Source organism: Streptomyces flavofungini, from assembly GCF_041028215.1.
Lineage (GTDB): Bacteria > Actinomycetota > Actinomycetes > Streptomycetales > Streptomycetaceae > Streptomyces > Streptomyces flavofungini_B.
The window spans coordinates 1-5,034 of sequence record NZ_JASKYR010000633.1; the positions used below are offsets into that span (position 1 = coordinate 1).

The window sequence follows — 5,034 nt, forward strand, 5'->3', positions numbered from 1 at the left end:
GACCCGCACCACCCCCGCCCCCTCGCCCGCCGACCTGGTCCTGCGCAACGCCCGTATCCACACCGTCGACCCCGTCCTTCCTGCCGCCGAGGCCCTGGCCGTACGCGACGGCCGCGTCGCGTGGCTGGGAACCGACGCCGACGCCGGCCGGTGGACGGGGCCGGACACCCGGGTGATCGACGGGCGCGGGCGGCTGGTCCTGCCGGGATTCATCGACGCGCACAACCACGTCAGGCTCGGCTCCGACGACGCCTGCGTCCAGCTCGCGGGCGCCCGCACCCTCGACGAGATCCACGCCCGCGTCCGCGCGTGGCACGCCGGGCACCCCGGCGCGGAGTGGATCGAGGCGGAGGCGTTCGACTACTCCGCGATCCCCGGCGGCCGGATGCCCCGCGCCACCGACCTGGACCCGGCCACCGGCGACACCCCCGCCTTCGTGCTGAGCTACGACGTCCACACCGCCTGGCTCAACACCGCCGCCCTGCGCCGCCTCGGCGTCGACCGCGACCACACCTCGCTGCCCTTCGGGCGCGCCGAGACCGACCCGGAGACGGGGGAACCGACCGGGTTCGTCAAGGACTTCGCGGTGAGGGGTCTGAGTCGCGACGGGCACCGGGCGCTGCGCGCGCTCGGGGTGCCGTGGGCCTCGCCCGACCGGCAGTACGGGCGCCTGGCCAAGAGCCTGGACGACGCCATCGGCTACGGCATCACCACGGTCGTCGAGCCGCAGAACTCCCTGGACGACCTGGAGCTCTTCGAGCGTGCCCGGGGCGAGGGGCGGCTGCGTTCGCGGATCGTCGCGGCGCTGTTCCACCCGCGCGGCACCTCCGACGCCGACCTGGACGACTTCGCCGCCGCCGCGGAACGCTTCGCGGACGAGCGGCTGCGGGTGGGCCCGCTGAAGCTGTACATCGACGATGTCGTGGAGCCGCGTACGGCCGCCCTCCTCGAACCGTACGCCGGGTGCGGGCGGCACCGGGGCGACACGTTCTATCCGGCCGAGGAGTTCGCCGGGCTCCTCGCGAAGCTGGACGCGCGGGGCTTCCAGTGCTTCGTGCACGCCACCGGCGACCGGGGCATCCGTACCGTCCTCGACGCCGTGGAGCACGCCCGCGAGGTCAACGGGGAGCGCGACGCCCGCCACCAGATCGTGCACGTGGAGTGCCTCGACCCGCGCGACACGCCGCGCTTCGCCGAGCTGGGGGTGGTGGCCTGCATGCAGCCGCGCCACTGCGCCCCGGAGATCGCCGGACCCGGCAAGGACTGGGCCGAGAACGTCGGTCCCGGACGCTGGCACAAGGCCTGGCCGATGCGCAGCCTGCACGAGGCCGGTGCGGTGCTCGCCCTCTCCAGCGACTGGAACGTGGCCGAGATGGACCCGATGGCGGGCATCTACACCGCCGTCACGCGCCGCCCGCTCGGCGGCGGCGAGCCCTGGCAGCCCGGCGAGACCCTGGACGTGGAGACCGCCGTGCACGGCTACACGATGGGCTCGGCGTACGCCAACTTCCTTGAGCACGAGCGCGGTTCGCTGACCGTGGGCAAGCTGGCCGACTTCGTGGTGCTCTCCCGCGACATCCTGCGGGCCCGCCCCGAGGAGATACCGGGGACCCGGGCCGAGGTGGTCGTGGTGGGCGGCGAGACGGTCGTGGAGCGGGCATGACCGGCGCCGCCGTCGGGCGGACTCGACCGTTGTCGCCGTCGGGCGGACGTGACCGCCGTTCAGCGGGCCCAGGCCGGTGTCCACGTCGGGCGGTCGCCGCGCTGCCCGCGGTAGGCGGCGGTGAGGTGGTCGCGGAGGCTGCGCAGCGCGGGGTGCGGGTTGTCGGCGTGCTGGATCAGGGAGTGCGGGTAGACCGGCGTCGGGTCGCACACCGGGATGCGCCGCAGGTCGTCACCGGCGGGCCAGACGACGCGCGTCCACGCGCCGACCAGGGTGGCGAGGCCCGGTGACTCGGCGATGGTGTCGAGCAGCGGCTCGGTGCCGAACTCGGGACCGGTGGCCTCGATGCTGAGCCCGAACGCGGCGGCGAGGTCCTCGTAGTACATGGCCCACTCGGTGCCCGCGACGAGGCCGGGCATCCAGATGCGGTGCCCGGCCAGCCGCTCCGGGGTGACCTCGCGGGCTGCGGCGAGCGGGTGGCCGGGCCCGGTGAGCAGGTGGAGCGGCTCGTCGTGCACGCGGACGGCCTCGATGCCGTCGGGGAGCTGGTGCGCGGGCACCGTGACCGCGCGGAAAGCGGCGTCGATCGTGCCGGAGCGCACGGCGGCGACGGCCGTGTCGGCGTCGAAGAGCGTCACCACGTCCAGGGCGACGTCGGGGTGGGCGCGGTGGAAGCCGCGCAGCAGGTCGGCGGGGGCGAGCCGCCTGCCGATCACATCGACGCGCAGGGCGCGGCTGCCGGGCCGCACGGAGGCCGCCGCGCGCTCCTCGGCACGCAGGAGGTCGCGGGCGTACGGCAGGAAGACCTGGCCGTCGATGGTCGGCCGGGCGCCGCGCGGGGTGCGGTGGAGGAGCCGCACCGCGAGGTCCCTCTCCAGCGCGGCGACGCGTTTGGAGACGGCCTGCTGGGTGATCGCCAGGTCGGCGGCGGCGCCCTGGAAGCGGCCCGCGTCGACGACGGCGACGAAGGCGCGCACGGCGTGCAGATCCATGCCCGCCACCTTAGGTGTACAACCGGTGGTTGTGGCGGGGCCCCCGAGGCGGTTGTTTGATGTCCGGGCCGGTGAGCCGCTTGGATGTCCGTCGGCGTCGCGCGGGGCACGCGTGCGGGACATGACGGGCGACAACCAGCGGTTGTCCGGTCGATGGCGGGACGGAGGCACGGGGCATGGCGGGCAGGCATTCGCTCGGGCGGCGGTTCGGGTGGCTCTGGGCGGCGTACGCGGTCAGCTCCTTCGGTACGCGCCTCGCCTTCGACGCGTTCTCGATGATCGCGATCCTGGCGCTCGGCGCCGGTACGTCGCAGGTCGCCCTGATCTCCGCCGTGGGCCTCGCGGTGGGGGCGGTGGCGGCGGTGCCGCTCGGCCCGTGGGTGGAGTTCCGCCGTAAGCGGCCCGTGATGATCGCGATGGATCTGGTGCGGTGCGCGGCGCTCCTGAGCGTCCCCGCCGCGTACGCGCTCGGCCTGCTCGGCTTCGCCCAGCTCCTACTCGTCTCGGCCCTCGTGGCCGCCGCGGACATCACGTTCACGGCGGCGAGCGGCGCCTTCCTCAAGTCCCTCGTGCCACCGCGTGACCTGCTGATCGCGAACGGCCGCTTCGAGTCCACGACCTGGACGGCCACCATGCTCGGGCCGCCGCTCGGCGGCGCGGCGGTCGGCCTGTTCGGTCCCGTCCTGACCGTCACCGCGGACGCGGTCAGCTATCTGCTCTCCGCGCTCGGCATCAAGGCGATCGGCGGCGGGGAACCACTGCCCGAGCGCGGGGACGCGCCGTCCGGGGTGCGGGCGGGCGAGCTGCTCAACGGCTGGCGGTTCATCCTGGCCGACCCGGTGCTGCGCCCGCTGTTCCTGAACACGGTGCTGGTCAACGGCCTGATCATGGCGGCGTCGCCACCGCTGGCCGTGCTGATGCTCGGCGAGCTGGGCTTCGCGCCCTGGCAGTACGGCCTCGCGTTCGCGGTGCCCTGCCTGGGCGGCCTGGTCGGCGCGCGGCTCGCCCGGCGCCTCGTTCCCGCGTACGGGCAGCGCACGGTCCTGCTCGCCGCCGGAACGCTGCGCGCGTGCTGGCCGGTCGGCCTGGCCTTCGTCGGACACGGCATCGCGGGTATCGCCCTGGTGATGGTGATCGAGTCCGCCCTGATCACCTGCATCGGGGTCTACAACCCGGTGCTCGCCACCCTCCGGCTGGAACGGGCCCCGGCGGACCGCGTCACCCGCGTCCTCTCCGCCTGGTCGGTCACCGGCAAGACCTCCATCGCGGCGATGACCGCCCTGTGGGGACTGCTCGCCGCCGTGACGGGCCCCCGCGCCGCGATCGCCGGCGCGGGCCTGATCATGCTGGCGACGCCGCTGCTGCTGCCGTGGCGCGGGGGCGCCTCGCGTGCGCGGCGGCTGCGCGAGGTGACCGGCCGCTCGCGAACCCCATGAGCCAGCTGGCTGCGGTCACCCCTCTCGTTTGTTAATGGCATTCATTTTCATATAACGTGAGGGCTCCACCCCCCTTCCTCATCCCACCTCACTCAGGAGCCCCGCCATGGCCGTGCCCAAGCGCAAGATGTCCCGCAGCAACACCCGCCACCGCCGCGCCCAGTGGAAGGCCACGACGCCGCAGCTCGCGCCGGTGACCGTCGACGGCGTGCGGCACATGGTTCCGCAGCGCCTGGTCAAGGCGTACGAGCGGGGCCTGCTGCGGCCGGAGGGCTGACGCGGCACGCGGCGGGGCGAGCATGTCCTGCGGCGGTGCGCCTCTTGTCGGCGTCGCCGGGTACGGGGCACTGTGGCTGCCACATCCGTCACTCCCGACCCCCGAGGTGCAGCCATGAACAGCGGAGCAGGGCCGGACGAAGAGAGCGTGCACCGTCCCGGACGGCGGGCGGTCCACGGGGCGCTGACGCACCGGCCGCGCGGCGCGGGGCAGTTGTTCCTGGGGACGTACACCTCGCAGCAGGGCGGCGGCCAGGGAATCGGCCTGGCGTCGTACGACGACACCACGGGGCAGCTCACCGGCACCGGCACGATCGGCGGGGTGCCCGACCCCTCGTTCCTGGCCCTGCACCCCTCGGGCCGCACGCTCTACGCCGTCGACGAGCGCGAGCGGGGCGGTGTGACGGCCATCGCGCTCGCTTCCGACGGCAAGCACGAAGTCCTCGGCACGCGCGGGACCGGCGGCGCGGCGCCCTGCCACCTCTCCGTGCACCCGGGCGGCCGGTGGCTGCTGAGCGCGAACTACGGGTCGGGCAGCGTGGCCGTGCACCCCATCGACGCGTCGGGCGCGCTCGGCGCGTCGATGGGGGGGGGGGGGGGGGGGGGGGGGGGGGGGGGGCGGCCGGTACGTCCTCGCCGTCGACCTGGGCAACGACTCGGTCTACCC

Annotated in this window: 5 protein-coding genes; 4 read left to right on the forward strand and 1 reads right to left on the reverse strand. The window is 74.6% G+C overall.

What is annotated here, in order from left to right:
- A partial coding sequence (locus tag AB8Z36_RS31415; protein WP_369216786.1) for an amidohydrolase occupies nt 1-1,663 on the forward strand: 1,663 nt, incomplete at its 5' end.
- 59 nt (nt 1,664-1,722) lie between these two features.
- Here AB8Z36_RS31415 and AB8Z36_RS31420 read toward each other — a convergent pair.
- Complete coding sequence (locus AB8Z36_RS31420) at nt 1,723-2,655, reverse strand: LysR family transcriptional regulator (RefSeq protein ID WP_369216787.1); 933 nt, start codon at nt 2,653-2,655, stop codon at nt 1,723-1,725.
- A gap of 176 nt (nt 2,656-2,831) precedes the next feature.
- Here AB8Z36_RS31420 and AB8Z36_RS31425 point away from each other — a divergent pair, with 176 nt between their 5' ends.
- The 3 genes from AB8Z36_RS31425 to AB8Z36_RS31435 all read left to right on the forward strand — a co-directional run.
- The gene (locus tag AB8Z36_RS31425; RefSeq protein WP_369216788.1) at nt 2,832-4,091 is read left to right on the forward strand and encodes an MFS transporter; all 1,260 of its coding nucleotides are present in this window, start codon (nt 2,832-2,834) and stop codon (nt 4,089-4,091) included.
- Nucleotides 4,092-4,197: 106 nt separating this feature from the next.
- The gene (gene rpmF / locus AB8Z36_RS31430; protein ID WP_369216789.1) at nt 4,198-4,368 is read left to right on the forward strand and encodes a 50S ribosomal protein L32; all 171 of its coding nucleotides are present in this window, start codon (nt 4,198-4,200) and stop codon (nt 4,366-4,368) included.
- 114 nt (nt 4,369-4,482) lie between these two features.
- Nucleotides 4,483-5,034 (forward strand): lactonase family protein (locus AB8Z36_RS31435; protein WP_440582045.1); only part of this gene is annotated, 552 nt, incomplete at its 3' end.